The organism is Streptomyces sp. S186 (genome assembly GCF_051603415.1).
Classification (GTDB): Bacteria; Actinomycetota; Actinomycetes; order Streptomycetales; family Streptomycetaceae; genus Streptomyces.
Genome location: NZ_CP193932.1, coordinates 6212530 through 6237899 on the forward strand (window position 1 = coordinate 6212530; position 25370 = coordinate 6237899).

At 73.8% G+C, this 25370-nt stretch carries 21 protein-coding genes; 14 read left to right on the forward strand and 7 right to left on the reverse strand.

The genetic code is table 11. The annotated features are described in order from the left end of the window. Positions 1-275: 275 nt before the first annotated feature. The 4 genes from ACRAS8_RS26740 to ACRAS8_RS26755 all read left to right on the forward strand — a co-directional run bounded on the left by ACRAS8_RS26740 (position 276) and on the right by ACRAS8_RS26755 (position 3087). Positions 276-1229 (forward strand): PAC2 family protein, encoded by a 954-nt coding sequence (locus tag ACRAS8_RS26740; RefSeq protein ID WP_438488549.1) that lies wholly within the window; start codon positions 276-278, stop codon positions 1227-1229. 155 nt (positions 1230-1384) lie between these two features. After that, a complete protein-coding gene (coaE, locus tag ACRAS8_RS26745; RefSeq protein ID WP_438488550.1) occupies positions 1385-1975 on the forward strand; it encodes a dephospho-CoA kinase in 591 nt (196 codons plus the stop codon). 23 nt (positions 1976-1998) lie between these two features. Then, on the forward strand, positions 1999-2469 hold the full coding sequence (locus ACRAS8_RS26750; protein ID WP_438488551.1) for a cupin domain-containing protein: 471 nt from the start codon (positions 1999-2001) through the stop codon (positions 2467-2469). 207 nt (positions 2470-2676) lie between these two features. Beyond that, positions 2677-3087 carry a tetratricopeptide repeat protein gene (locus ACRAS8_RS26755; protein WP_438488552.1) on the forward strand — a complete coding sequence of 137 codons (411 nt, stop codon included), beginning with the start codon at positions 2677-2679 and terminating at the stop codon, positions 3085-3087. Positions 3088-3150: 63 nt separating this feature from the next. Here the strand turns inward: ACRAS8_RS26755 and ACRAS8_RS26760 are convergent, their stop codons facing one another. After that, positions 3151-3456 (reverse strand): DUF6343 family protein, encoded by a 306-nt coding sequence (locus ACRAS8_RS26760; protein WP_438488553.1) that lies wholly within the window; start codon positions 3454-3456, stop codon positions 3151-3153. A gap of 112 nt (positions 3457-3568) precedes the next feature. Continuing rightward, entirely contained in the window at positions 3569-5077 is a 1509-nt protein-coding gene (locus tag ACRAS8_RS26765; protein WP_438488554.1) for a UvrD-helicase domain-containing protein, read from the reverse strand. Positions 5078-5677: 600 nt separating this feature from the next. Between ACRAS8_RS26765 and ACRAS8_RS26770 the strand changes: the two genes are divergently transcribed. The 5 genes from ACRAS8_RS26770 to ACRAS8_RS26790 all read left to right on the forward strand — a co-directional run bounded on the left by ACRAS8_RS26770 (position 5678) and on the right by ACRAS8_RS26790 (position 14663). After that, a complete protein-coding gene (locus tag ACRAS8_RS26770; RefSeq protein WP_438488555.1) occupies positions 5678-8692 on the forward strand; it encodes a DEAD/DEAH box helicase in 3015 nt (1004 codons plus the stop codon). Beyond that, positions 8689-10254 carry an SWIM zinc finger family protein gene (locus ACRAS8_RS26775; RefSeq protein WP_438488556.1) on the forward strand — a complete coding sequence of 522 codons (1566 nt, stop codon included), beginning with the start codon at positions 8689-8691 and terminating at the stop codon, positions 10252-10254. The genes ACRAS8_RS26770 and ACRAS8_RS26775 overlap by 4 nt, the downstream gene beginning before the upstream one ends. Positions 10255-10268: 14 nt before the next feature. Beyond that, a complete protein-coding gene (locus tag ACRAS8_RS26780; RefSeq protein ID WP_438488557.1) occupies positions 10269-12236 on the forward strand; it encodes a helicase-associated domain-containing protein in 1968 nt (655 codons plus the stop codon). Between the two features lie 202 nt (positions 12237-12438). Next, the gene (locus ACRAS8_RS26785; protein ID WP_438488558.1) at positions 12439-14475 is read left to right on the forward strand and encodes an NB-ARC domain-containing protein; all 2037 of its coding nucleotides are present in this window, start codon (positions 12439-12441) and stop codon (positions 14473-14475) included. Further along, positions 14409-14663, forward strand: a complete 255-nt coding sequence (locus ACRAS8_RS26790; RefSeq protein ID WP_438488559.1) for a hypothetical protein — start codon at positions 14409-14411, stop codon at positions 14661-14663. Before ACRAS8_RS26785 ends, ACRAS8_RS26790 begins: the two co-directional genes overlap by 67 nt. A 59-nt stretch (positions 14664-14722) precedes the next feature. Here the strand turns inward: ACRAS8_RS26790 and ACRAS8_RS26795 are convergent, their stop codons facing one another. Both ACRAS8_RS26795 and ACRAS8_RS26800 read right to left on the reverse strand, forming a co-directional pair. Next, the gene (locus tag ACRAS8_RS26795) at positions 14723-16462 is read right to left on the reverse strand and encodes a CDP-glycerol glycerophosphotransferase family protein (protein WP_438488560.1); all 1740 of its coding nucleotides are present in this window, start codon (positions 16460-16462) and stop codon (positions 14723-14725) included. Positions 16463-16833: 371 nt separating this feature from the next. Then, a complete protein-coding gene (locus ACRAS8_RS26800) occupies positions 16834-18468 on the reverse strand; it encodes an FAD-dependent monooxygenase (protein WP_438488561.1) in 1635 nt (544 codons plus the stop codon). A 723-nt stretch (positions 18469-19191) separates the two neighbouring features. On the opposite strand from ACRAS8_RS26800, the gene ACRAS8_RS26805 reads away from it, so the two are divergent. From ACRAS8_RS26805 to ACRAS8_RS26825, 5 genes are all read left to right on the forward strand, one after another. Continuing rightward, on the forward strand, positions 19192-20136 hold the full coding sequence (locus tag ACRAS8_RS26805; protein WP_438488562.1) for a quinone oxidoreductase family protein: 945 nt from the start codon (positions 19192-19194) through the stop codon (positions 20134-20136). Positions 20137-20223: 87 nt separating this feature from the next. Further along, positions 20224-21117, forward strand: coding sequence for an IclR family transcriptional regulator domain-containing protein (locus tag ACRAS8_RS26810; protein WP_438488563.1), 894 nt, complete (start codon positions 20224-20226; stop codon positions 21115-21117). Between the two features lie 106 nt (positions 21118-21223). Then, on the forward strand, positions 21224-21670 hold the full coding sequence (locus tag ACRAS8_RS26815; protein ID WP_438488564.1) for a hypothetical protein: 447 nt from the start codon (positions 21224-21226) through the stop codon (positions 21668-21670). A gap of 41 nt (positions 21671-21711) precedes the next feature. Further along, a complete protein-coding gene (locus ACRAS8_RS26820) occupies positions 21712-22353 on the forward strand; it encodes a uridine kinase (RefSeq protein WP_438488565.1) in 642 nt (213 codons plus the stop codon). A 172-nt stretch (positions 22354-22525) separates the two neighbouring features. Further along, complete coding sequence (locus ACRAS8_RS26825; protein ID WP_438488566.1) at positions 22526-22987, forward strand: type II toxin-antitoxin system PemK/MazF family toxin; 462 nt, start codon at positions 22526-22528, stop codon at positions 22985-22987. Positions 22988-23038: 51 nt separating this feature from the next. Here ACRAS8_RS26825 and ACRAS8_RS26830 read toward each other — a convergent pair whose 3' ends face one another. The 3 genes from ACRAS8_RS26830 to ACRAS8_RS26840 form a co-directional block, all read right to left on the reverse strand. After that, positions 23039-23581: a DUF1697 domain-containing protein gene (locus tag ACRAS8_RS26830; protein WP_438488567.1), complete on the reverse strand. Its 543-nt coding sequence runs from the start codon at positions 23579-23581 to the stop codon at positions 23039-23041. Positions 23582-23681: 100 nt separating this feature from the next. Beyond that, entirely contained in the window at positions 23682-24281 is a 600-nt protein-coding gene (locus tag ACRAS8_RS26835; RefSeq protein ID WP_438488568.1) for a methylated-DNA--[protein]-cysteine S-methyltransferase, read from the reverse strand. 88 nt (positions 24282-24369) lie between these two features. Beyond that, positions 24370-25254: a glycerophosphodiester phosphodiesterase gene (locus tag ACRAS8_RS26840; protein WP_438488569.1), complete on the reverse strand. Its 885-nt coding sequence runs from the start codon at positions 25252-25254 to the stop codon at positions 24370-24372. Positions 25255-25370 lie beyond the last annotated feature (116 nt).

The following is a 25370-nucleotide window of genomic DNA, read 5'->3' on the forward strand; positions in this document are numbered from 1 at the left end:
TGGAGCGTGGTGAAGTTGGAGGTGTGGACCAAGTGGCGTCACGGGCTCCTGTTGAGGTGAGGGCAAGGTCGGGCGAGCGCCGTGTGGTGGGGGAGCGGAGTGGGGCAACCGGTCCGGGAGGCATGACGGTTCATCGACGTGAAGGGTGGGCGAGGGGGAGGAGGACGGAGGAGGTGAGCGGGGCGTCCGTGGTGTGCGGACTGGGGCGGCGGGATGGGAATGCTCGGGGCTGCTCTGGACGTTGTCATTCATGGACACGAGGAGGAGCGGTCACTGTGTTGGATCCGCAGGGGTTGTACGAATGGGAACCGAGCGGGCTGGCGGCGGTCGAGGCGATCACCGCCAGGGACTCCGCCGGTCTGGTGCTGCTGTACCACTTCGAGGGCTACATCGACGCCGGTGAGACCGGTGAGCAGATCGTGGAGCGGCTGCTGGACGGCCTGCCGCACCGGGTGGTGGCGCGCTTCGACCACGACCGGCTGGTCGACTACCGCGCCCGCCGGCCGCTGCTCACCTTCGAACAGCACCGCTGGACGGCGTACGAGGCCCCCAGCATCGAACTCCACCTGGTCGAGGACGCCACCGGCGCGCCCTTCCTGCTGCTGTCCGGGCCCGAACCGGACGTGGAGTGGGAGCGGTTCGCGGTGGCGGTCCGGCAGATAGTGGAGCGGCTCGGCGTCCGGCTGTCGGTCAACTTCCACGGCATCCCCATGGGCGTGCCGCACACCCGGCCCGTGGGCCTCACCCCGCACGGCAACCGCACGGACCTGATGCCGGGCCACAGCGGCTTCTTCGACGAGGCGCAGGTGCCGGGCAGTGCGGAGTCCCTGGTCGAGTTCCGGCTCGCCGAGGCCGGGCACGACGTCCTGGGCGTGGCGGCACATGTGCCGCACTACATCGCCCGGTCCGCGTATCCGGACGCCGCGCTGACCGCGCTGGAGGCGGTGACGGCCGCCACCGGCCTGGTGCTGCCCAACGCCGCGCACGCGCTGCGCACGGAGGCGCTGCGGACGCAGGAGGAGATCGAGCGGCAGATCTCCGAGGGCGACGAGGAACTGGTCGCCATGGTGACCGGCCTTGAGCACCAGTACGACGCGGTGGCCGGGGCGGAGACGCGGGGCAACCTCGTTGCCGAGCCGGTGGAGCTGCCGTCTGCCGACGAGATCGGCCGGGAATTCGAACGCTTCCTGGCGGAGCGCGAGGCCGAGGGCGGCGGGGGCGCGATCTGAGACCGGCCGGACGGGGGCTGGATGGCCTGGGGCAGTTGGTGTCGGGTCCGGTCGGCGTCCGGACCGGTTCGGCGTACGGGCTGGGCTGGTGCGCCTGAGAGCCGCGGATGCCGCCCGGGCGTTCTCCGGCAACGTCCGCCGTATAGCGTGGAGCCATGGTGAAGGTGGGGCTGACCGGCGGGATCGGTGCCGGCAAGAGCGAAGTGTCGCGGCTGCTGGCGTCGTACGGTGCAGTGATCGTGGACGCGGACAAGATCGCACGCGAGGTCGTCGAGCCGGGGACGCCCGGACTCGCGGCGGTGGTCGAGGAGTTCGGGGAGGACGTCCTCGCCGCGGACGGCACCCTGGACCGGCCGAAGCTGGGCGCGCTGGTCTTCTCCGACCAGGAGAAGCTGAAGGCGCTCAACGCGATCGTGCACCCGCTCGTGGGTGCACGGTCGGCCGAACTCGAGGCGACGGCCGGACCGGACGCCGTGGTGGTCCACGATGTGCCGCTCCTGACGGAGAACGGCCTGGCGCCGCTCTACGACCTGGTCGTGGTCGTCGACGCGGCACCGCAGACGCAACTGGACCGGCTGGTGCGGCTGCGCGGCATGGCGGCGGACGAGGCGGCGCGGCGGATGGCGGCGCAGGCCACCCGCGAGGAGCGGCTCGCCATCGCCGATCTGGTGATCGACAACGACGGTCCGCTGGAGGCGCTGGAGCCCCAGGTCCGCGAGGTCTGGAAGCGCCTGCGGGGCGCCTGAGACCAGGCGATAGCCTCACCGCCATGACACCTGCACCTACACCCACACCTGCCGAACTCGACCCCAAGGCCGCCGGTACCGGCACTGGGGCCGACTCCGCTGCCGTGGAGTCCCTTCCGGCCCCCTGCCCCGCCGATGCTGCTTCTGCCTCCTTCGTGGTGAACGTCCCCGGACTTGCCGACACCGACCTGGAGCCGGAGCCCCTCGACCCCGAACAGATCGTCTCCGGTGACCCGGTGGTGACCGGCAAGGTGCTGTGGGAGTCGCCGGACGGCCGCCAGATCCGCGGCATCTGGCAGATCACACCGGGCGTGGTGACGGACACCGAGGCCAACGAGCTCTTCGTGGTCGTCAGCGGGCGCGCCACCATCGAGGTCGAGGGCGGCCAGGTCCTGGAGGTCGGGCCGGGCGACGCCTGCGTCCTGCGCGAAGGCGACCGCACACGCTGGACGGTGCACGAGACGTTGCGCAAGGCGTACCACATCAGCCTCTAGCGACGGATGCGTCGGCGTCAGCGTGAGGGGCTGACGTCGGTGCGGGACGCGCCACCGACAACGGGGCACCCGACGGCCGAGGCCGTCGGACCGGGAATGCGGAACCGGTCCCGAGTGTTGACGACGTGGTTGTTGCACCGCACAGACCGCGGTGCGGAGCATGGCCGTCCGCGGCCTGCCCCGACGACCCCGGAGAGGAGACGATCCGTGCCCGAGCGCAGTCCCGAGACGCATGTCATCGACTACCGTGCCGCGGAGCAACTGCTGGCCGCCCGTGACCCGCGCGGCGCGATCCGGCTGCTGGATTCGGTCATCACCGCCCACCCCGAGAACACCGCGGCGCGACTGCTGCGGGCCCGTGCCTTCTTTCTCTCCGCCCAACTCCGCCCCGCGGAGTTGGAGTTCCAGATCGTCCTGGAGCGCGAACCGGACAACGCCTTCGCGCACTTCGCCCTCGCCCGCACGCTGGAACGCGCCAGCCGTCCCGACGAGGCCAGGCGGCACTTCCGCCTGGCGGCGGCCTTGGAACCGCGTCCGGAATTCCTCGAAGCCGCCCGCTTCGGCCCTGAGCGGGGGAACGGTGACCGCGCGGCCGGCCCGAATGGCGATGCTCCGTGACGGTGTCCGCGATGACCAGTGTCCGCGAGCCCGTCGCCGCCCACCGCTGGTGACCGGCCGCGGCTACGGTCTGGAGTCGCGCCGTCGACCGGCGGTGTCACGTATCTCGTTGCGTCCGCGATCGGGCTCGTAGGGCGGTATGTTCCTGCCGGGTTGGTAGTGCGGTCCCTGGTGGATGTGCCTGATCACCATGGCCAGGTCCGTGAGGGTCACCGCGGCCAGTGCGGCACAGGCGGCCGCCCACTGCGGCCGGCCGGCCATCACGAACGCCACGGCGCCGGCGACCGTCCACAGCAGCCCCCACAAGGCCAGCCCCAACCGCATGCGCAGCGGGCTGCGTGCGTGAAGTGGCTCATCACCTGTGCGCATGGCCATCCATCTCCCATCTCCAGCATCCTCCTGATCGTCACGTCCGTCACGCCCGTCATGTCTGTCACGTGCCGTTGTGCTCCTCTCTTGCAGATCCGCTCTGGTGTTGCCCCTACGGCGCCGGCGGGGAACCGCCCTCCGCGCGTGGGTCGCCGGCCGGGTGGGTATTGATCCAGGACAGACCGCCGATATCGAGCCGGGACCGGGCGCGGGTCACCGCGACATAGGCCAGGCGGGCCTCGTCGAGGTCGATCGGACCGGGCAGCGGCGTGCCGTCCTCGTCGCGCTCGTCGAGATCGTCGGGGCCGGTGAAGTCGTCGGCGATGCGTACGCCGGACCACTCGCGGCCCTTGGCGCGATGGGCCGTGGACACCGTGACCTCGGCGGACGCCTCCGGTGAGAGATGCTCCAAGGCCCGGAGCACGGCGTCCGCGCCGTGTTCGTCGATGAGCTCCACCAGGGGCAGCAGATCGCGTCCTGCCGGGTCGAACTCCGCGTATTCACGGAGTTCGGACCAGCTCTCGAAGAGCATCAGCTCCGGATGCGCGGTGCGTCGGCCCGCGGCGAGGTCCTGCGCGGCACGGGCCAGGGCGCTCAGCGGCTCACCGCCGCCCGCCAGCGCGACCGTACGGTTCGCCTCCAACTGCCGTATCACCTCGACCATGGCGCCCACATTCGTCCGGCACAGGATCGCCTCGGGCCGGGGGAGCCGGCACAACTCGGTCTCCTGGTGGGGTGACCCCGTGAGGCGGATGGGGGCTTCGACGATCGCCAGCCAGCGGTTGGCCTCGGCGGCGAGCGCGGGGCCGAAGCGGAAGGACCGGGAGAGGCTGAGATGGGTGCCGTCGAAGCCGGTCATCACATCGCGGGCGCCGCGCCAGCCGTAGATGGCCTGCGCGGAATCGCCGACCAGGACCAGCTGCGCGTGATCGCGCTGCGCGGTGAGGACCTGTTCGACGACCGGGTTGGTGTCCTGCGCCTCGTCGAGGAGGAGGAAGTCCGCCGGAATGACGGGGTCGCTCAGCGCCCACATCTTGAGGTAGTGATCGTGCTCAAAGCGGACCACACCGCGATCGGGATGGTGCAGATCGGCCCATGCTTTGCGGGCATAGGGCAGGACCAGGTCGGCGAGGTGGGTGTGCAGCGGCTCGGATTCGGCCCCGCGCAGCGGCGGGACGTGATGGTGGGCGATCTCCTTGTCGGCGGACTGGCAGAAGCGGGTGACGGTGCGCAGGACGGTGTAGGAGAGGGTCTTGTTGTTGACCTTGCGTGGACCGATGCGTAAGCACATGCCCTCTTCGATTCCGAGGGCGGCGCCGGTGCGCCAGCCTGCCTGACGAGGGGCGTTCAGGCGTGCTTGGTAGTGCCGGCCCACGGTTGTGTAGGCGAGGGCGTGGGCGGTTCCGCAGCTCACCTCGGCGGGGAAGGTGCGGGCGGCGTGGCGGGCGACGGCGCGGTTGAAGGCGAGGTAGCGGCCGGTGCGGCGCTGCCGGCGCGCGGTGTGTGCCAGCATCGCCAGGGTCGTCGTCTTGCCCGTGCCGGCACCGGCCTGGATCACGAGGTGTGCGCCGGTCGGAAAGGCTTCCGCCGCGGCGGTCTGCTCGGGGGTGGGGGTGTGCATGGGGGCTCCCGTGTGTGTCGTCGTTCATGTCGGGTCGCTGTCTTGGTTCGGCGTCGGTGCGGTGTGTTCGGTGCGTTGTCGCGGTCAGGTGCCGGCGGGCACCGCGCGCGATTTCGTTACTGACTGTAATCGAATCGATGTGGGCGTGGGCGGGGTGTGTTCGGCCTGTGGATAACTCCGCCGCGAGGCGGTCGCGCGTCGGCTGCGAGGCTGCGCCAGCGGGTCTTTGTGCTGGTCAGGAGGCTGAATCCGAAAGTGTCGGTCGCGTTGCCGGGGTGCGTGCGGGCTGAGCCGGCGGCGGTGCGCGGGCGGATTGTCAGTGGCGTCTGCTTTCCTCGGCATCACGCAGAGCCGCGATGGCGCGGACGGCGCGGGAGGTTGCAGAAGAGCGGAAGCGCAGAAGGGAGGGGTGCGGGACCGGCCGGCCGAAGAGCGCGCCGTGACCGCTGGAGATCGCCGCGGCCGCCGGAGAACGACGGGGGAGACGACATGAGGACGACCGTAGACTCGCAGGTCGGGGACGTAGCAGAAGGTGACAGGGCGCGACAGGCTCGGTGGGCGCCGTTATCGGCGTCGAACGATCCGATGGCAGGGGATGGAATGACGAGGTGGCAGGAGGCGTCGGGAGAGGCGTCTCGGTCGTCCGTCACCTCTGCCGGCGGTGCGCCTGTGTCGGCGGGAACGGCCGGCGCGGCTGACGCCGGGGGCGGTGACCGGGCTGCTGGTGTGGTGGGCTGTGCCGCGGTTTTCCTGCCCGCCGGGACGCCGCGTGCCGGAACGGTCGCCTTCTGGCGGCCGGACGGCGGGGCGCTCCCCGATGCCGTGACCGGAGCAGCTGCGGCGGACGAGGGCCATCAGGCGGAGCCGCGCGGCGACATCACACGGCTGACCGTGGCCCGGCGCCATGGCAACGGAGCGCGGAGCCGTAGCGTGCCCGCACTGGTGCTTCCCCTGCCGGAGGCCGTTCCCATGCTGGTCCGGGCCCGGCACGCACCGGAGGCCCACCCGGCCGCGGCCTGCTGGGGCGCGGCCGCCCTGCACGCCCTGCACCTCGCCGCCCGGGGCCGGCTCCTGCCGGGCCTGACCGGCGAGGACACCGACGCCTGGCGGGCCGGCCCGCTCGACCCGGACGACGTCGCGCACCTCCGGGCCATCGCCGCCGCCATGCCGGCAGAGGCGTACGCGGCCCCCCTTCCCGGCAGCCGGCCGCTCCGCCTGCCCGACCCGGCCGCCCTGGTAAGGGAGTTCGTGGACGCCGTCGTCGACACCCTGCCGCGCACCCCGGCCGCCGCGCTGGTGGCCGGTGCCCCGTTCGCCGCGACGGCGCCGCAGCACCTTCCGGCCGCCCGGGAGTGGGCGAGCGAGGTCGCGGCCGGTACCGACGCCGGAGTACGGCTCTCGCTCCGCCTGGACCTCTCCCCGGCCCGGCTCTTCGACACCACGGGGGCGAGTGTGACCACGGAGGAGGGCGCAGGGGGTAAGGCCAGGGGAAGGGCGGCGCCCGGGGGCGGCGCCATCGAGGAGCGCCGAGCGGCGGCGGCCGTCCTCCAGGTCCACAGCCTCAGCGATCCGACGCTGATGGCCGATGCCCGCCAGCTGTGGGAAGACGGGGCGCCCGACGCCTTCGGTGCGCGGTCCCGCGCCGGCGCACTCCTCGCGCTGCGCCGGGCCACCCGTGTCTGGCCCCCGCTCGGCCGCCTACTGGAGCGCCCGGTACCCGACGTACTCCCGCTCAGCGAGGACGAGTTGTACGACCTGCTGGGGGAGGCGACCGCCCGGCTGGGGGCCGCCGGGGTCACCGTCCACTGGCCCCGGGAGCTGACCCGCGGCCTGACCGCGACGGCGGTGCTGCGCCCCGCGCCGGGCTCGGCTGCGGACGGCTTCGGCTTCTTCGACGCCAATCAACTGGCGGAGTTCCGCTGGCAGTTGGCCATGGACGGGATACCGCTCGACGAGGCGGAGATGGATGCCCTCGCCGAGGCACACCGCCCGATGGTCCGGCTGCGCGACCAGTGGGCTCTCGTCGACCCCGACCTGGTCCGCAAGGCACGTAAGCGCGAACTGGGCTATCTGGACCCGGCCCGGGCGCTCGCCGCGACGCTCGACGGCACCGCGGAGGTGGACGGCGAGGAGGTCGAGGTGGTGCCGCTGGGCGCACTAGCCGACCTGCGGGGCCGGCTCACCACCCGGGAGCGCCCGCTGCCCCAGCCGCCCGGTCTCCGCGCGACCCTGCGCGACTACCAACTGCGCGGCATGGCCTGGCTCGACACCATGGTCGCCACCGGAGTGGGCGGCTGCCTGGCCGACGACATGGGCCTGGGCAAGACCATCACCGTCATCGCGCTCCACCTCCACCGGCGGCCCACCGCCCCCGTACTCGTCGTCTGCCCCGCCTCCCTGCTGGGCAACTGGCAGCGCGAGATCGAACGCTTCGCCCCCGGCACGCCCGTGCGCCGCTTCCACGGCGCCGGCCGCAGTCTCGACGGTGTGGACGGCGGTTTCGTGCTGACGACCTACGGGACGATGCGCAGCAGCGCCGGTGAACTGGCCGGCCGCACCTGGGCATGGGTCGTCGCCGACGAGGCACAGCACGTGAAGAATCCGCGTTCCTCGACTGCCAAGGCGTTGCGCGCCATCAAGGCACCCGCGCGGATCGCCCTCACCGGCACGCCCGTGGAGAACAACCTCTCCGAGCTGTGGGCGCTGCTGGACTGGACGACCCCCGGCCTCCTCGGCCCGCTCAAGACGTTCCGGGCGCTGCACGCCCGGGAGGTCGAGGGCGGCGAGGACCCGCGGGCGGCAGAACGGCTGGCCGGACTGGTGCGGCCGTTCATCCTCCGCCGCCGGAAGTCCGACCCCGGCATCGCGCCCGAACTCCCGCCCAAGACCGAGACCGACCACCCGGTCCCACTGGGGCGTGAACAGGCCGCGCTGTATCAGGCGGTGGTCCGCGAAACCCTCGCCCGCATCGAGGGCGCCGAGGGCATGGCGCGGCGCGGCCTGGTGATGAAGCTGCTCACCGCCCTCAAGCAGATCTGCAACCACCCCGCGCAGTACCTCAGGGAGGCCGCCCCGGGCCTCGCCGCGCGCTCGGGGAAGCTCGAACTGCTCGACGAACTCCTGGACACCATCCTCGCGGAGGGCGGCGCGACACTGGTCTTCACGCAGTACGTCGGGATGGCGCGGCTGCTCGAACGCCATCTCGCGGTCCGGGGCGTTCCCCACCAACTCCTGCACGGGGGCACGCCGGTGGCCGAACGGGAGAGGATGGTCGACCGCTTCCAGGAGGGCCGGACGCCGGTCTTCCTGCTGTCCCTGAAGGCGGCCGGCACGGGCCTGAATCTCACCCGCGCCGGACACGTCATCCACTACGACCGCTGGTGGAACCCGGCGGTGGAGGAGCAGGCCACCGACCGCGCGTACCGCATCGGCCAGACCCAGCCCGTCCAGGTCCACCGGCTGATCACCGAGGGCACCGTGGAGGACAACATCGCCCAGCTCCTCATCGCCAAGAAGGCCCTCGCCGACGCGGTGCTCTCCGGTGGCGAGAGCGCACTCACCGAGCTGACCGACGCCGAACTCGCCGATCTCGTCTCCCTGAGGAGCACCCGATGAGCCCCGGGCTGCGGCGCCGGGCCGCCGGCCCCCGACGCGCCGCGGCGGCGGATCGGCTGGTCCGCGCCGACCGCTCGCGCACCTTCCCGCCCCTGCCGCGCTCCGACGGCGCGGACGGGCCGTACGCGGCGTCCTGGTGGGGTCGTGCCTGGCTGGACGCACTGGAGAGCAGCGCGCTCGACGCCGCCCGCCTGGCCCGCGGCCGGGCCTACGCCCGCGACGGCCATGTCGACACGATCAACGTCACCCCGGGCCGGGTGATCGCCACCGTACGGGGCAGCCGGCCTCGCCCGTACAGCGCCGAGGTGCGCATCACGACGCTCGGTGCGCAGGAGTGGGAAGCCCTGCTGGACGGCGTGGCCGCCCGCCCCGACCGGCTCACCGCGCTGCTGGGCAAGGAGTTGCCCCGCGCGCTGGCCGAGGGGGACGTGCCCCTCCTGCCGGGGCCGGGGGAACTGGTGCCCCGATGTTCCTGCCCGGACAGCGGCCGGCCCTGCAAGCACGCCGCCGCGCTCTGCTTCGAGGTGGCCCGGTTGCTGGACGCCGATCCCTTCGTCCTGCTGCTGCTCCGCGGCCGGGGCGAGCGGGAGCTCCTCGACGAACTGGCCCGCCGCAATGCCGGCCACGACACCAGGGAAAGCCGGGTGCGGGCCGCGCTCCTGGCTGTGAGGGCACCTGGGAGCGGAGGTTCCGCTTCGGCATCGATGCCGGTCTCCACGCCGGCATCGACGTCGGCATCGGCATGGGCACGGGCTTCGGCAACTGGGGACGTCGTGGCGACGCCGTCCGCGCCGCCCTCGGTGCCGGAGGCCGTATCCCTATCCCTCGCTGCGCCCCAGCCCCGAGAGGCCGTCGACAGCGAGGGTGAGGCCGCGTCCGCGGCGGCCGTACCCCGTGGCGGCCTCGCCCGCCAGGCCCTCGCCGACCGGGCCCGACCGCCGTTGCCGCCGCCCATGGCGCTGCCCCCGGGCCCAGGCCAACCGCCGGCCCTCCCGGACGCCGCCGGCCTCCCGTTCGACGCCGCGACCCTCGAACTCCTCGCCGGCGACGCCGCGGCACGCGCCCACAGCTGGCTGTCCGCCGCCGGCCCCGACGGAGATGCCGGACCGGGCGGCCCAGGCCCGTTCGCGGCGCTGCCCCCCTGGGAGGACGCCATCCGTCTGGCCGCGACCGCCCACCCCACCGCCGGCCTGACGGCCACCACCCGTGCGCTCTACCGCGAGATCGCGGCGGCGACCGGCCGTACTCCCGCGGACATCGCGCGCTCCGTCGCCGCGTGGCGGCAGGGCGGCGCCGAAGGACTCGCCCTCCTGGAACGCACCTGGAACCCCCCGGCCGGCGACTTCGACCGGGCCCGCAGCGCTCTCCTGGCCGCCGGCCTGCCGTCGCTGCGCCCGCACGGTAACCACCTCACCGACGCCGCCCGCGGCATCCAGCTGCGCTTCGGTCGCGACCACCGCTGGTATCCCTACGAATCCGAGCCCGGAGCCGACGACTGGTGGCCCACCGGCCCCGCGGATCCGGACCCCGTGGGCGCCCTGAGCACTCTGCTGGCACGATGACTAACCTCAGGGCCGTGGAAGGTCTCGACGCACTCACCCGCTCCCTCGCGCAGCGCACCCCCGAACAGCTCGCCGCGCTCCTCACCCGCCATGCCGAGCCGCTCGCCCGCCGGCCCGCGCCCACCGAACTCCGTGGCCTGGCAGGTGCGTTGTGGTCCTACGAAACCCTCCACCACATAGTGCTGCACCTCGATCACCCGCGCTTGCAGGTGCTCGCCGCCACTGCCCGCACCAGCCAGGAGCGCGCCGCCCGCGACGCCGCCGTGCCCGCAGCCCCCGTCCCGGGCGCCGACTACCAATCCCTGATGGCCCACCGGCTGTCCTTCCCGCAGCTGGCCAGCGAACCGGTCCATCCCGAGGACATCCATGCGGCGCTCGGCACCGCCGCCCCCGGACCCGCGCGGACCGCCGCCGAAACCGCCCTCGACGCACTGTGCGCCGACGGCCTCGCCGCCCCCGCCGAGGATGGCTCCCTCGTCGTGCCGCCCCGCATCCCGCAGCTCCTCGCCGCCCACGACCTGGGCCCGTTCGCACCGCACGCCCCGACACCCGTTCCCGACGGCGCCGTGCCGTACGACGGCCGCGCCGGGGCCCCCGCCGTGCCCGCCCCGCGGACCTCGCCGTCCGACGAATCCCAGGCGGCCGCGGCGCACCTGGCCACTACGGTCGAGCGGCTGCTCGCCTGCCTGGCCACCGAGCCCGCCACGCTGCGCAAGTCCGGCGGTCTGACCGTCCGCGAGGTCAAGCGCCTGGCCAAGGCGGCCGGCGCCACCGAACCGCACACCCGGCTCCTGCTCGATCTCGCCCTGGCCGCCGGCCTGATCGCGCTGACCCGCAGCCCGTCCGGGATCACCGCGCTGCCCACCCACGCCTACGACGAGTGGTTGGCCCGCCCGCCCGGCGCCCGCCTCGCTCCCGTACTGGCCGCCTGGTACGCCCTGTGGGACATCCCCACCCACACCCCGTTCGGTGAGACGCCGACCGCCCTGGTCCGCGGCCACGACCGGCACGCCCCGGCACTGCGGCACGCCCTCCTCGCCGCCCTGGCTGACGTCCCACCGGGCACCGGCTCGGCACCCCCGCCGCTGCCGCTTCCCGATTCGCCGGAGGACGAGCACGCGCTCGCGTCCCTCCGCCACCTGCTGCGGACGGCGGACTGGTACCGACCGCTCGCCGTCACCGAGCAGCCGATGGCCGAGGAGCGCGCCGCCCACATCCTCCACGAGGCGGCCTACCTGGGGCTCACCGCCCACGGCACGCTCACCCCGCTGGGCCGGGCCCTGCTCGCCGACCCGACGGACCTCGACGAGCCGCTCCGCGACCTGCTCCCGCCACCCGTCGAACGGGCCCATTTCCAGGCCGACCTGACCGCCGTCGTGCCCGGCCGCCCCGCCCCCGAGCTCGCCGGGCTGCTCGCCACCGCGGCCGACCGGGAGTCCGAGGGCCACGCCGTGACCTGGCGCTTCACCCCCGGTTCGGTCCGCCGCGCACTGGATTCCGGCCACACGGCCGACACCCTCCGCGACGCGCTCACCGCCGCCTCGGCCACCGGCACACTGCCACAGCCCCTCGGCTACCTCATCCAGGACACCGCCCGCACCCACGGCCGGATGCGGGTCGTGCCCGCCGCCTGCTGTGTCCGCTCCGACGACGAGTCCCTGATCGCCGAACTCGCCGCCCACCGCGCCCTGCGTGCGCTGGAGCTGCGCACCCTCGCCCCGACAGTCCTGGTCAGCGCCCGCCCACCGGCCGCCACGCTGGACGCCCTGCGCTCCGCCGGCTACGCCCCCGCCCTGGAGTCGGACACCGGCGCCGCCACCGTCGAACGGCTCCCCAGCCACCGCACCGCGGCGCCCGGCCCCAGTCGCGATCCGCACGCCACCCTCGCCCTCGCCCAACGCCTCCTGGGACAGCGGACGGAGAGGTCAGAGAAGTCAGAGGAGTCGGAGGAGTCGGAGAGCGCGACAAGCGGAGCCGTCTGATCTGCCTCGTCGCCCCCCACCCGTCGGTGATCCACCGATGGCCCGTCACTGACCGAAACTCATCGCTTTGGGCTGATGATGACTGGTTGGTGGCGTGCCAGGTGTCCGCGCGAACCACCGCCGTGCCGCGTTGTCAGTGGCGTCAAGTAGCGTTTTTCACGTAGGGAGTCGTAGGGAGTCGACCGATGTGGGGGGAGCCGTCATGGGGGACAACGGAGCGGACGTCGGACGCGTCCGGAACGAATTCAGTGGGACCGCACACGGCCCGGTGGTCCAGGCCGGGGAGATCCACGGCGATCTGCGCTTCGAGATGCCGCGGCGGGAGCATCCGGTGCCACGGCAGGTGCCGGCCGCGCTCCGGCAGTTCGTCGACCGGGAGCCGGTGCTGGCGGAGATCGACGGCTGGGTGGGCGACGCCGGCGGCCTGGCGGTGCTCAGCGGCCTGCCCGGAGTGGGCAAGAGCGCGACCGTACGGAGATGGGCGGAGGGGGAGCGCGGCCGCTTCCCCGGCGGCGAGTTCTACATCGACTTCGCCGAGCTGCGGGCGCAGCGGGGCGGCGATGTCTCGGCCGGGGTGAGCCACTGCCTGCGCGCACTCGGTATCGAGGACGAGTATCTGCCGGGCACCCTGGGCGAGTTGACGGCCCTGCTGCGCAGCCGGACGGCGGACGACCGGGTGCTGATGGTGCTCGACGACGTGACCGAGCCGGCGCAGGTACGGGCGCTGATCCCGGGCGCCCCCGGCAGCGTCGTCCTCGCGACCAGCCAGTCGAGGCTCGGGGAACTGCTCGGCGAGGGCGCCCGCCTCATGTCGCTCGAACCACTGTCGCCGGAGCACGGGCTGGAGTTGCTGCGTGCGCTGTGCGGGCAGGAGCGCATCGCCGTGGGTGACGAGGACGCGGCGCTGCGCATCGTGGAGAGCTGCGGCGGCCTGCCGGTGGCGCTGCATGTCGCCGCCGCGCGACTGGTGATGCATCCAGGTTTGCCGGTCGCCGCGCTGGCCGATGAATTGGCCGACGACCGGCGCCGGTTGGAGGCCCTGCGCCAGGGAGGGGAGCGCCCGGTGTCCGCTGTCTTCGGAGTGGCCTACGCGGGGCTGCCCGCGCCCGCCGCCCGGCTCTACCGACTGCTCGGGCTGCATCCCGGCCGCCGCTGGGACGCCGCATCGGCCGCCGCGGCAGCCGGGGCGACCGTTGCCCACGCCGCCGGGCAGCTCGACGTCCTGGAGGCCGCGAGCCTGGTCACGGTGGCCGCGGACGGGCGCTACGAGTTCCACGACCTGGTGCGCCTGCACGCCCGTGAACAGGCCGTCCAGGAGGACGACGAGGCCGCGCGCACCGCGGTCGTGGCCCGCGTCGTCGAGCATCTGCTCATCCGCGCCGCACAGGCCGATCTCGCCGTCATGGGCCGCCGGATGCGCATCGGGACGTATACGGAACGGCTGGGGGAGGCGGACCGCGCCACCGCCTTCGGCGACCGGCAGGAGGCGCTGGACTGGCTGGACACCTGGCGCGCCGAGCTGCTGTCCGCCCAGCAGGCCGCCGCGGACCACGGATGGCACCGCCAGGTCTGGGAGCTGGCCGAGGCGCTCACCGCGCTCTTCCTCAACCGCCGATACCTCAACGACTGGGTCAGAAGCGGCGACTTGGGCGTCCGCCATGCCGAGGCGGACGGCAATCCAGCCGCCGAGGCCCGTCTGCGCACCCTGCTGTCCCGCCCCCTGATGGACCGCGAGGAGCTGCGCCGCGCCCGCAGGGAACTGGAAACCGCCGTCGCCCGGGCCGACGAGTCCGGCCACACCCTGCTCCGGGCCTCCGCCCGCGAGTTCTACGGCCGCTACTGGGACCGCTGCGACCCGGTCCGCGCCGTGGCGACCTACGAGGAGGCGATGGTCCTCTACCGCGCCGCGGGCGACGACCGGGGCATCGCCATCGGCCGCTACTTCATGGGCCGCGCCCAGCACGCCGTCGGCAGCACCGAGGAGGCCCGGGCCACCCTCGAAGGAGCCTACGACGGGTTCATGGCCATCGACGACCGTCGGATGGGCGCCCGCGCGCTGGCCGCCATCGGGGGCGTGCTCCGCGACCTCGGGCGGCCTGCGGAGGCCGTGGCGACATGGAGGAGGCCGGCGCCATGCTCCGCGAGCGCGGAGCCGTTCATTACGAGGCGCAGGTGTGCGAGACGCTGGCCGAACTGGCCGAGCAGCGCGGGGATCACGAGCGGTGGCGACGCCATCTGATGCGCGCCCTGGAGATATACGAGGCGGGCGGCGGACCGCGCGCCGTGGAGCTGCGCCGCAGACTGACGGAGACCTCGGCCGGTGCGCAGGGCCGGAACGGCACGAGCGGCGGGGAAGGCGCCGGCCACACCGGCACCGGCATCCGCCCCGACACCGGCACAGACACCACCGACAGCAGTGCGGGGTAGCACCGACGGCGCGGGCCGGCGGGCAACTGCCGCACGGCGGCTGCCCGCGAGCGGGCCCGTCAGCCGACCGGGCGTGGCCCGCTCGCCCGCCGGGTGAGGCGGAGCGCCACATCCTCGGTACGGCCGCCGAGGGCGAGGGTGGCGAAGCCGTCCAGCGGGTGCTCGGCGCGCAGGCAGGTGTAGACGACGGCGGCCAGGACGGCGGCGTCGTCCAACCGGCCGGTGGCGGACACCTCGACGGTCCGGCCGTCGCACAGCCCGACTCGGCAGCCCCGGCCCGCGACGGTGACGGCGGCGAGCAGACAGCCGGGATAGCGGGCGAAGGTGTCGTCGATCCACCGGTCCGCGCCCACGGCGGTATCGGCCGCGGTCCGGTGGACGAGGACGGAGGCGCTCTCCGGCCACTGCCGGTCCCACTCGTCGTCGGCACAGGACAGATGGCGGAACGGGCCCTCGGGAGTATCGCGTCGAGAGTCGGAGGAGAGGTCGGCGACGGCGGCGGGGAAGCGTTCGAGGGATATCCGGGCGCCGGCGGGCTCGCCGGCGCCCTGGGAGAGGGAGGTGTGGATGTAACAGGCGGTGGCCGGTTCCGGTTCCGGGCGGTTCTGGGGGACGGGCGGCTCCGGGGCGCGGCGCGGAGGTGGCGGGCCGGTCGGCTCGGGGAGGCCCAGGAGTTCGTAGACGGCGGTGCGCAGGAGCCTCAGGGCCCGGCCCGGCGCGGCGAAGGCGCTTTCACCGACCTTGCGCACCCGCTCCATGGTGTCGTCGCCGGCCGTTCCGTCCAGGTCGAGCACCCGCTCGATCTGCGGACGCAACGGTGCCTCGGGGCGGAGTCGCGGGGCGATACGGCCCAGCTCCGCCATGGGCGTGTCGGCTACGGCCTCGTCGTCGCCGAACGCGCCGAGCAGCAGCGGGGTGCCGAGCGCCGCGCCGTAGAAGGTGACCGACCCGTGGTCACCGATCAGCAGGTCGGCGGCGAGCAGGGTGGCCTGCCAGCCGGCGGTCGGCGGGATCGTCAGCAGCCCGGCGCCGTGCGCGGAGTCGAGGTGCGAACGGAGGGTGTAACCGCCGTGCGCGGAGATGATGTTGGGGTGGGTGACCAGGGTAACGGCGTAGTCGTCCAGGGGGAGTTCGGCGAGCAGACGGGCCGGGAGGGCGGGGTCCCGGCCCAGGACCGAGTGATCGCGCCAGGTCGAGCTGATCATGATCAGTCGCCGCCGGTCCGTGAGGCCGAGCGCCCGGCGGTAGCTGTCCCGCAGCGCCCGCCCGTCGAGCAGCGCGTCGTAGCAGGGGTCGCCGACGAGCAGGGTGCGGCCGGAGGTGGCGGGGTGGGCGGCGGCGAGCTGGGCCGCCTGGTCCGGGTGGGAGATCGCGAGCCGGGCGCGGCCGCTGCGCAGCAGCATGTCCGGGACGACACCGGCCAGTCGGTCGCGGTCGCTGCGGGAGTCGGGGACGACCTTGTGGAAGCCGACCCCGTGCGGGAGTACCAGCACCGGGCAGGTGTGGTGCTCGGTGGCGAGATCCGCGTTCTCGGTCGCCGTGATGATCAGGTGGGGGGAGATCCGCGGGAACTGGTGCCAGGGCAGCACTCGGGCGCCGACCGAGTGCAGCAGGGCGTGCACGCCGTCGTTGAAGGCGGAGCTGGGATCGAAGGCGAAGACCAGGTGGAGACGCGGGTCGTCGCGCAGGACCGGGCGGAGGACGTCGAGGACCCGGACCGTCGAGGTGACGGTGCGGGCGATGACGACGACCAGCCGCTCGCCGGGGAACGTCTGCCAGCGCTCGGGATCGTCACCCACGGGCACCCGCAGCGGAGGCAGCAGCCCATGGGTGGTGTCAGCCGCCTCCGCGCATGCACAGCCCCCCGCACAGACGCCGACGCCTGCCCCAGCCCCCGGTTCGCGGTTCGCGGTTCGCGGTTCGCGGTTCGCGGTTCGCGGTTCGCGGTTCGCGGTTCGCGGTTCGCGGTTCGCGGTTCGCGGTTCGCGGTTCGCGGTTCGCGGTTCGCGGTTCGCGGTTCGCGGCCAGGTTGCGTTGTAGCGTGCGTCACCTTTTTCCGCAACCCCCTGGTGATGACGATCGCCGGTGGCCGCGCCGCCGGCGATCGGAGATGTGTACCTGGCGCCCACCGTAATTCAGGGCCGGCGCCGTGCCGGGGCCAGGGGCCGTCTCAGCCTCCGTCGGGCTTCCGACGGCCGCCGTTGAGCCGCCGCAGGCGCAGCGATGCGGGGCCGAAGCCGAGGGTGCGGGGGAGCCGGCGGGGCGTCTGCTCGGGGCCGGGGCTGCCCGGCGCGGCCGAGGGCGGCGGCGCCGTGAGCGCGGCGGCGGAGGGGGTGAGCGGGGACGGCAGGGCGGGCGGGGTGTCCGGGGCGTCGGGGTCCGGTGGCCGTACCGCGGACGACGTCGGGGCGGATGCCGGTCGCGGGGCGAGCGGCTGCGGCGGATGGGCCGCGGAGACGGCGGGCCCGACCACGTCCACGTAGGCGTGGCAGACCGGGGGCAGGACGGCGGCGGGGGCGCGTAACCCGCTCATGGCGCCGCGCACGACGCGCGTGGCCAACGACGGCCGCGGCGTACCGGGACGTGGCGACGGCGGCAGCTCCGCGCCGGTGGCCAGCGCCCACGGCGCCTCGACGAGGCGGCCGACGGCGCGCTGCACCCGGCGGCCCAGCGCCGGGTCGTCCAGACCGTGCCGCCGCAGTGCCTCGCGGAGCGCGGCGGCGCCGTGCGCGGCGAGGGACAGCCCCTGCCCGGAGTCCGGGGTGACCGAGGCCACCGCACCGCCGAGCGCGAGGAACCCGGAGGGCCAGATGGGCAGTTGCTCGTAGCGGTGGCGGCGGCTGGAGGTGTCGCGGGTCAGCCGTACCTCGCTCAGCGGCTCGGCGTCGGCGATGAGGTCCCCGATGGCCGCGTGGACGCGGCGGGCGAACGGCACGAAGCGGTCGGCGCGTTCGGACGGCCGCTCACCGCCGCTGCCACCGGTGAGGGTGACCAGCCAGCGCCCGTCCTCGATCGGGACCAGCGTCGCGGTCCGCGCGGCCGGGAGCAGGGACGCCGGCACCGGGTTGCCGCTACCCGCGGCGCCGACCGGACGGGAGTCCGAACGGCCGGTGAGCACCGGGCAGTTCTCGTATCCGGGCGGTGTACGGAAGATGCGGGTGGCGCAGACGATGCCGGAATCCCGGACGTCCTCCGGCGCGGCCGGCAGGCCGAGCGCCGACAGCCGGTCCGGGGTGGTGGACGAGCGGCCGGTGGCGTCGACCACGAGATCGGCGTCCAGACGGTACGTTTCACCGCTGGTGGTGTCGCGGACCCACACCCCGGTGACGTGCTCGGCGGTGCCGGTCAGCCGCTCCGCCTCCGTGCCGTCCAGGACCGACACCCCGGGGAGGGCCGGCACCTGCTCGCGCACGACCCGGTCGAGCAGATCGCGGGAGCAGGCGAACACCTGCCGCGTACGGGTCCGGCGGGCGGGCCGGCCGGGCGGCAGCGGACCGGCGGCCGCCCACGGCATCGCGAGCCGGTGGGCGCCCTCGGCCAGCCACCGTTCGACCGTGCCGGGCAGCAGGCCCTCCACGACCCGCGCGCCCTCCGACGCCAGCAGGTGGGTGTGCCGTGGCTGCGGCAGATCCGTGGGTAACGCGGGCGTCCGGGGCAGGCGTTCCCGCTCGACCACGATCACGTCGGCGTACGCGGACAGCGCCGCGGCGGCGAGCATGCCCGTGAAGCCGCCGCCGAGCACCACGGCGAGGTACGGGTGCGTGAACTGGAGCCCGGCGCTGGTCGTTCGACTCGACGCGTTCATGGGCGGTCCCTTTCTCGGCGATGGCGCGCGAATCCCCGGCGGGGCCGGGCCGCGTCCAGAAAGGGCGGTGCGGCGTACGGCCGGGAGTGGCGGCGCGCGGCGGCGATGACGGCGTCGGCGGCGTCGGTGACCCGTGCGGTCAACGACGGCAGGGAAGCAGACGCGGTTCGCAGGATGCGCAGAGGTGCCGGCGCAAGAGGCAGAGCCCGTTGCGGGTCCCGGCAGGCCGGCGCCAACGCCGGCCTGCCGCCCCCCGATTTCCCCATCATGATTCCCCCTCAGGCCGTGTCCGCCCTGCCGCGGCCCGGGCCCCGTCCTCCGCCACTCCCCGCCCGGTTCACCGGGTCGGGCGGGCCGGCACCGCTGCCTCGCACGCTGTGCTCTGCCCTTGGGAACGTGGCCGTCGGCTCTCGTCAACGGCGGACACACGTCCGGATCGTAGGCGGCGTCGATCACTTCCGGTAGCCGAAGTCGAATGAGGGATGTGTGGGAGCCACCCGCCGTATACCGCCGGGTAGATCCTCGCCAAAACGGTCCAATGGGTATGAAGTGAACCGAACTTTTCTCGCGACACGAGAAAACTCCCGGGAATTCGGGGTACGAGGGAGGCCACCGCGCCCAGAAAGTCCGAAGGGTTGGCGCGAAATGATCGGGAGGCGGCGGTCCGGCGGGCGCCGTGCCTACCCTGTGCGGGCACCGCACCGGAGAATCTGAGGGAGAGTCGTGCGCGCGATCGTGATGCGAGAATTCGGCGGCCCGGACGTGCTCCGCCTGGAGGACGCCCCCGAGCCGACGCCCCGCGCCGGGCACGCGCTCGTCGACGTGACGCTGGCGGGTGTCAACTACGCCGATGTGCACGTCCGCGGCGACACCTACCTCGCGCCGGTCGAACTGCCGTACATACCCGGCAACGAGGTCGTCGGAACCCTCGACGGCGGCCGGCGGGTCGTCGGACTCACCCGCGGCGGCGGCTACGCGGAACGGGCCCTGCTGCACCGCCGCATCACCTGGGACGTCCCCGACGCCGTCAGCGACGAACAGGCGGTCGCGCTGGCCCTCCAGGGCAACAGCGCCTGGCACCTGCTCTTCACCGCGCTGCGCCTCACCGAGGGGGAGAGCGTCGTCGTCCCGGCCGCCGCGGGCGGGGTCGGCACGCTGGCCGTCCAGCTCGCGGCGCGGGCCGGCGCGAAGGTCATCGGCCTCGCCGGCTCCGCGGCCAAGCGCCGACTGGCCCTGGACCTGGGCGCGCACGCGGTCGTCGACTCCACCGCCGAGGACCTCACGGAGCGCATCCTGGACGCGGCCGGCGGCCCGGTCGACACGGCGCTGGAGATGACCGGCGGCGCCACCTTCGCCCGGACCCTGGCCGCCGTCGCGCCGCGCGGCCGGCTCGCCGTCTACGGCTTCGCCGGCGGCGAGTTGGCGAACGTGTCCACCCGGGAGCTGATGGAGCGCTCCCTCACCGTCTCCGGCTTCTGGCTGCCCCAGCTCTACGCGGACCGGACGGCACTGGCGACCTCCATGCGGGCGCTGTTCGACGCCGTCGCCGACGGCTCCCTCAGGACACTGACCGGCGCCACCTACGCGCTCGGGGAGGCGGCGCGGGCGCACCACGACCTCGCCGCCCGCACCCCGACCGGGAAACTCGCCCTCGACGTCACCCGGTGACGCGGGCGCCCTCGGGGGCGGGACGCCGGGCACCGCACACGCCGTGCGCCTTCGGGCGCGGATCACTGCCAGGAGAGAGAGCACACGATGGGCCAACGCACCGCAGCGTCGCAGTCCACGGCTCCGGAGGCCGCACAGCACACCGGCCGACACACCGGCCGGGCCGCCAGGAGCGCGGCCTCCGGCGGCTCCCGGACGTCCGGATCCGGCCATGCCGAGCGGGTCTTCCTCGTCCAGACCGCCTTCGCCGAACTCGGCGGGTCCGCCCACGGGCCCGGTGAGATCGCGGAGTTCACCGGCCTGGACGACTCCGTCGTCTACCGCATCCTGCAATCCGGCATCTACCAGCGGATCTTCGAGCGAGTGGACCGCGGCCTCTACCGGCTGCGGACCTCGGCCGCCCAGCTCGCCTTCACCGCCCTCGACCACCGCCTCGACGGTGCGCAGACGGTCCTGAGCGACCTGCGCGAGGCGACCGGCAACGGACTGGCGTTCCTCTACATGGTGGCGCCGTTCTCCGGCGCTCAGCGGCAGTGCGTCGACATGGCCGTCGGCGACTCCGACCTCGCCGAACTGGGCATGACCCCGCGCGATGTGCTGTCCGTGACCCGCTCCCTGCGCACCGGCGCCTCCGGGCGCACCATCCTCGCCTACCTCCCCGAGGTCCTCCAGCAGCGCGTACTGGCCGAGCCCGTGCCCGAGCAGGCGGGGCCCGGTGTTTACCGGGACAACGACGCGCTGCTCGCCTCCCTGGCGGAGGTCCGCGACCTCGGCCACGCGGTCGGCTACGAGGAGTGCATGGCCGGCTGGAACTCCTGCGCCGCGCCGATCATGTGGGACGGGGCCATCATGGGCGCGGTGCTGCTGCTCAAGCAGAAGACCGTGATGCCGGACGTCCCCCGGAGCGTCATCGAGGCGACGAAGGAGGCGGCGGCCGTGCTCAGCCGCTACGGAGCCGCCCGGCCGGCCATCGAGGGCTGAGTCCGGATCACGGCGCCGCACGGCCCGAATGCCGTGCACGAGGCGACTCGCCTCTCTACTGTGACACCACGTGCGACACCGCGCGCACGACGGCCGAGGGGGTCTGATGGAAGCAGAACTGGTGGCGCTGGCCACGACCGGGGCGACGACGCTGGTGCAGCAGATGGCGACCGAGGGCTGGGGTGCGCTCCGCCGGCGGATGGCAGCCCTGCTCGCCAGGCGCCGCGGCGCCGAAGAGGAGGAGGTCGGCCGCGAGCTGGACGAGACGCGTGCCGAGGTCGTCAACGCCCAGGAGAACGGCGACGAGTTGGCCGTCCAGGACGCGATCGGGCAGTGGCGGATCGAACTGCGGCGGCTGCTCACCGAGGACCCGGCCGCGGCGGCCGATCTGCGCCGGCTGCTCGACGAGGTGGCGCCCCGGCGCGACCAGGGCGCCACCGTGCGGGACGTCCACAACACCGTCAGCGGCGGCGTGAACGGCATGGTGGTGCAGGCCGGCATCGTCTCCAACGTCCACCCCGGTAACCAGCCCGGCGGACCGCACTCCCGCTGACCGCCGGCGCCCGACGCCCGCCGACGGGGCAGAATGGCCGGGTGCGGCTCGAAGCGATCACCTGGGAACGGCTCACCGACGGGCTCGCCGCGCGCATCGACGCACTGACCGCGCACGACGGGAGTCCCTGGCTGCGGGTGGCGGTCGACGGGGCTCCCGCCGCCGCCCCCGGCGACCTCGCCGGGCGGCTCGCCGAGGCGCTGCGGCTCCGGGGGCGGGCGGTGCACAAGGCCGGCACCCACGGCTTTCTGCGGCCCGCCTCGCTGCGCCTGGAGTACGGCCGGGAGGACCCCGACGCCTACCACGACGAGTGGTTCGACCGGCGGGCCCTGTGGCGTGAGGTCTTCCAGCCGCTGGAACCGGGCGGCACCGGGCGGGTGCTCGCGGACCTGTGGGACCCGGAGGCCGACCGGGCGACCCGCAGTCCCTACGTGGAACTTCCGCCGGGCGGAGTGTTGTTGCTGCACGGTCCGCTGCTGCTCGGACATTGGTTCCCCTTCGATCTCTCCGTGCACCTGAAGCTGTCGCCGGGGGCGCTCGCCCGCCGTACGCCGGAGGACCAGCGCTGGACGCTGCCGGCGTTCGCCCGCTACGAGGCCGAGACCCGGCCGGAGGAGGCGGCGGACGTCGTCGTACGCACCGACGATCCCCGCCGCCCGGCCTGGAGCGGAGCGGCCGGCTGAGCCGCCCGCTGAGAGGTATCTCGTGATCTTGGACATGGCGGTCCTTTCCGGGCGGTCCCGGCGACCGTCCCCCGCTGTGAAAAACCGTACGGCCGACCACTGACAATCGACCGTGGACACCCCAACGCGGGCCGCTGAGCAGCGTGTTCACCGCTGCCGATAGCGTGCGGGGATGACCGCATCGTTCAACGCAGCAGACCCGCATCCGCCCCTGCCCGGCAGTCAGGGCCCCACCGCGACCGTGGAGATACCGCCGCGTGCCGTCGGCGCCGTGGCGATGGACTACGCCCCCGACCCGGACGGCGACCCGGACCCCGGCGAGATCGTCTGGACCTGGGTCCCCTTCGAGGAGAACGACGGGCGCGGCAAGGACCGGCCGGTGCTGGTGGTGGCCCGGGAAACGGCCGGGACGCTGCTGGCCGTGCAGCTGTCGAGCAAGCGCCACAACGACGACCGGGACTGGGTGGCGATCGGTGCGGGCCCCTGGGACCGCGCGGGGCGCGACTCCTGGGTCGCGGTGGACCGGGTGCTGCGGGTCCACCCGGGCGGTATGCGGCGGGAGGCGTGTGCGCTCGACCGGGGCCGTTTCCACCTCGTCGCCAACCGGCTGCGGGAACTCCACGGCTGGCGCTGACGGGCTCCGTGTCCGGGAGGCGCCGCCGTCCCGGACACGCCGTCCGGAAGATCAGGCGTCGGCCAGCGCCAGCAGCTTGGTGACGGTGTTCCAGTTGCGCGCGGTGGCCGTCACCCCGAGCCGGGCCCGGCCGACCGCGTCGGCGAGACTGGAGCGCCCGACGCCCTGCGGGCACCACAGATACAGCTCGCGGCCGAGCAGCCGGAACCGGTCCGGCGCGTACGCCGCCTCGTCGAGCGCGTCCAGTCCCGCGGTGTCCGCCGGCGCCTCGGACAGGAACGTCACATGCAGGGTTCTGGGCTCCGGCACGGCGGCCGGGAACGGGTTCCCGGCGACGGTGGCGGCCAACTCGTCACGGGTCCGTACGAGCACCGGCACCGTCAGGCCCAGCTCGGCCGCGATCCGCTCCTCGAACCGCCGGGCGGTCTCCTGCGGCGGTACCCCCGGATCGGCGAAGACGATGTTGCCCGTCTGCAGGAGGACGGAGACTTCGGACAGCCCCAGGGAGCGGGCCAGCTCCAACTGGTGGGCCTTGGGGAAGCGGTTGTGGCCCCCGACGTTGATTCCGCGGAGCAGGGCGATCTGACGGGACATGCGCGGCCCTTCATGAACGGGGCGGCCGGCGGGACGGAACCGCGTCGGCAGGGACGGGGAACGGACGGGACACGACCGGGGCGGAGCGACCGGGCGGTGCTCAGAACAGAGGAGCGGGCAGCACGCCCTCCAGGGCCAGCAGCAGCCGCTTGGCCTCCAGGCCGCCGCCGAAGCCGCCGATCCCGCCGTCGCTGGCCACGACCCGGTGGCAGGGCACGACCACGGGGAGCGGATTGGAGCCCATCGCCGCGCCCACCGCGCGGGCCGCGCCCGGCTCCCCGACCCGGTCGGCGAGGTCCTGATAGCCGACCACGCTGCCGTACGGGACGCCATCGGCCAGCGCGTGCAGCACCCGGGCGTTGAAGCCCCCGGACAGGGACCAGTCCAGGGGGACGGTGAAGCTCCGCAGCTCACCGGAGAAATAGCGGGACAGCTCGGCGGCGGCCGTCGCCAGATGGGGTACCTCCGGGACCGGCGGCCCGCCGAAGGCGCCCTCCAGACGGGCCAGGGCCCGCCGGGTCACCCGCTCACCGGCGTGGAAGACGACCTGTACCAGGCCCTCCCCGGTCGCCGCGAGCAGCAGCGGGCCGATCGGGGTATCGATGCGCCTCCAGGCCCAGTCGCGGCGGGGCGGGCGGGCGGCCTCCGGGGCGGCGTCCGGCGCCGGGGCCGACTCCGGGCCGTGCTCTGCGTTCGTCACGTGCCCAGCGTAGGACCGGCCACCGACTACGCGGCGGGCAGCGGGCCGCCGGCCGCCGCCGGACCCGCTCCCCGCCGTGCCGGGGCGGTCAGGAGCCGTCCCCGTCGAGCGCGTCGCGCACCACGTCGGGCTTGTTGCTGATGATCCCGTCGACCCCCATGCCGGCGATGCCGACCGCGCCCTTGGCGTCGTCGACGGTCCAGGTGTACACCTCCAGCCGCCGGTGGTGCGGGCCCCGGAGTCCGTGCACCGCCTTCACGTACTTCCGGGTGACGGCGGTGTGCGGCGCGTTGATCTGATCGCAGTAGGCGGCGTACTTGGGCAGGTCGGCGACCGTGGGGCTGCCGAGGAAGCCCGTCTTGACCGCCGGGTCCAGGCGGTGGAACCTCTTGATCGCGTCGGCGTTGAAGCTCTGGACGATCAGGCGGCGCCGGAGGTGCCCGCTGTCCAGCCAGCCGTCGCGGCGCAGCTCCCGGATCGCCTGCCGCTCGATACCGGGATACAGCTCGGGGTTCTTCAGCTCCATCAGCAGCTTCTGGCCGTTGTCCTCGACCTCCTCCAGATACTCCTCCAGAGTCGGCACCCGTTCGCCCTTGAACTTGGAGCTGAACCAGCTGCCGGCGTCCAGCTTCTCGATCTCCCGGAGCGTGAAGTCGCCGACGTTCCATGGGGAGCGGCCCGGGAAGAGCTTCTTGGCGTTGGTCGTCCTCGCCAGCGAGGTGTCGTGCAGGACGACCAGCTCGCCGTCCTTGGTGCGCTGGACGTCGTTCTCGACCCAGGAGATGCCGAGCCGGTCGGCCGTGTCCACCGAGGCGAGCGTGTTCTCGGGCGCGTACGCCGCTGCGCCGCGATGGCCGACCACCACAGGAGGATGCTGCCCGTAGGCCACGGCCTGGGCGCCCGAGGCGGGCAGGGCGAGCGCGGACAGGCCCATGAGAGCACCGGTGACGGCGACGACGTGGCGGATACGCATACGGACTCCTCGTGACGTCGTGGAGGTGAGCTGACGTGAGGTGAGGTGAACGGGGCGGACGGACGGAGCCTCGCAGCCGGGCCGGAGCGGGAGCCGGACGTGCGGTGGCCGGGAGT

What these genes read in the sequence shown, in the direction of transcription:
- ACRAS8_RS26785 (WP_438488558.1), top strand. Translation starts at nt 12,439, where the DNA reads ATGGGGGACAACGGAGCGGACGTCGGACGCGTCCGGAACGAATTCAGT.
- coaE (WP_438488550.1), top strand. Translation starts at nt 1,385, where the DNA reads ATGGTGAAGGTGGGGCTGACCGGCGGGATCGGTGCCGGCAAGAGCGAA.
- ACRAS8_RS26825 (WP_438488566.1), top strand. Translation starts at nt 22,526, where the DNA reads ATGACCGCATCGTTCAACGCAGCAGACCCGCATCCGCCCCTGCCCGGC.
- ACRAS8_RS26830 (WP_438488567.1), bottom strand. Translation starts at nt 23,581, where the DNA reads ATGTCCCGTCAGATCGCCCTGCTCCGCGGAATCAACGTCGGGGGCCAC.
- ACRAS8_RS26765 (WP_438488554.1), bottom strand. Translation starts at nt 5,077, where the DNA reads ATGCACACCCCCACCCCCGAGCAGACCGCCGCGGCGGAAGCCTTTCCG.
- ACRAS8_RS26770 (WP_438488555.1), top strand. Translation starts at nt 5,678, where the DNA reads ATGACGAGGTGGCAGGAGGCGTCGGGAGAGGCGTCTCGGTCGTCCGTC.
- ACRAS8_RS26815 (WP_438488564.1), top strand. Translation starts at nt 21,224, where the DNA reads ATGGAAGCAGAACTGGTGGCGCTGGCCACGACCGGGGCGACGACGCTG.
- ACRAS8_RS26840 (WP_438488569.1), bottom strand. Translation starts at nt 25,254, where the DNA reads ATGCGTATCCGCCACGTCGTCGCCGTCACCGGTGCTCTCATGGGCCTG.
- ACRAS8_RS26760 (WP_438488553.1), bottom strand. Translation starts at nt 3,456, where the DNA reads ATGCGCACAGGTGATGAGCCACTTCACGCACGCAGCCCGCTGCGCATG.
- ACRAS8_RS26810 (WP_438488563.1), top strand. Translation starts at nt 20,224, where the DNA reads ATGGGCCAACGCACCGCAGCGTCGCAGTCCACGGCTCCGGAGGCCGCA.
- ACRAS8_RS26775 (WP_438488556.1), top strand. Translation starts at nt 8,689, where the DNA reads ATGAGCCCCGGGCTGCGGCGCCGGGCCGCCGGCCCCCGACGCGCCGCG.
- ACRAS8_RS26800 (WP_438488561.1), bottom strand. Translation starts at nt 18,468, where the DNA reads ATGAACGCGTCGAGTCGAACGACCAGCGCCGGGCTCCAGTTCACGCAC.
- ACRAS8_RS26750 (WP_438488551.1), top strand. Translation starts at nt 1,999, where the DNA reads ATGACACCTGCACCTACACCCACACCTGCCGAACTCGACCCCAAGGCC.